Origin of the sequence: Bordetella petrii (assembly GCF_017356245.1) — a bacterium.
Classification (GTDB): Bacteria; Pseudomonadota; Gammaproteobacteria; order Burkholderiales; family Burkholderiaceae_B; genus Bordetella_A; species Bordetella_A petrii_D.
In genome coordinates this window covers 1-1,136 of record NZ_JAFMZZ010000002.1, presented here as the reverse complement: position 1 = coordinate 1,136, position 1,136 = coordinate 1, and the positions used below count along the sequence as shown (strand labels likewise).

Genomic DNA, 1,136 nt, shown 5'->3' with positions numbered 1-1,136 from the left:
TCGCAGATCATTCCGCCGTCGCTGGTGCTGATCATCCTGGCCGACCAGCTGGGCCGCTCGATCGGCGACATGTACCGCGCGGCGATGGTGCCGGGGTTCCTGCTGGCCGGGTCGTACATTCTGTACGTGGTGCTGGTGTCGATCATCCGGCCGTCGATGGCGCCGGCGCTGCCCGAAGAGGCGCGGGCGTTTCGCGAGCCCAACGGCTCGCGCGGGGGGCGTTCGCTGCTGGTGCTGATGCTGATCTCGGCGGGCTCGGCGTACGCGCTGACGCAGTGGCTGGAGAAGGCCTCGGCGCCGGTCGACGAGAAGGTGGTGCTCAGCCTGCTGCTGTGGGGGCTGACGGCGTTCGTGATCGCCATCGTCAACAAGGTGTTCAGGCTGGGGCTGCTGTCGGCGCTGGCCGAGCGGGTGACGTTCGTGATGATCCCGCCGCTGGCGCTGATCTTCCTGGTGCTGGGCACGATCTTCATCGGGGTGGCCACGCCGACCGAGGGCGGGGCGATGGGCGCGGTGGGGGCGATCATCATGGCGCTGATCCGCCGGCGGCTGACGCTGGACCTGATGCGCCAGGCGATGGACACGACCACCAAGCTGTCGTGCTTCGTGGTGTTCATCCTGGTGGGCTCGACGGTGTTCGGTCTGACCTTCCGGGGCGTGAGCGGCGACCTGTGGGTCGAGCACCTGCTGACCAGCGTGCCGGGCGGGCAGTGGGGGTTCCTGATCGTGGTCAGCCTGCTGACCTTCGTGCTGGCGTTCTTCCTGGACTTCTTCGAGCTGGCGTTCATCATCGTGCCGCTGCTGGGTCCGGTGGCCGACAAGATGGGCATCGACCTGATCTGGTTCGGGGTGATCCTGGCGGTGAACATGCAGACCTCGTTCATGCACCCGCCGTTCGGCTTTGCGCTGTTCTACCTGCGTTCGGTCGCGCCCAAGGACGCCTACCGCGACAAGGTCACGGGCCAGCGCATCGAGCCGGTGACCACCGGCCAGATCTACTGGGGCTCGGTGCCGTTCATCGTGATCCAGCTGGCCATGGTGATCGCCGTTATGGTCTTCCCCGGCATCGTCATGCACTACAAGGCCGGCATGTCCACCGTCGACCCCAGCACCGTCAAGATCGAGATCGAAACCAC

General features: G+C 66.5%; 1 protein-coding gene. It reads left to right on the top strand.

Annotated features, from left to right (window positions below):
• The coding region (locus J2P76_RS18160) for a TRAP transporter large permease (protein WP_207409265.1) at positions 1-1,136 on the top strand (1,136 nt) is incomplete at both ends.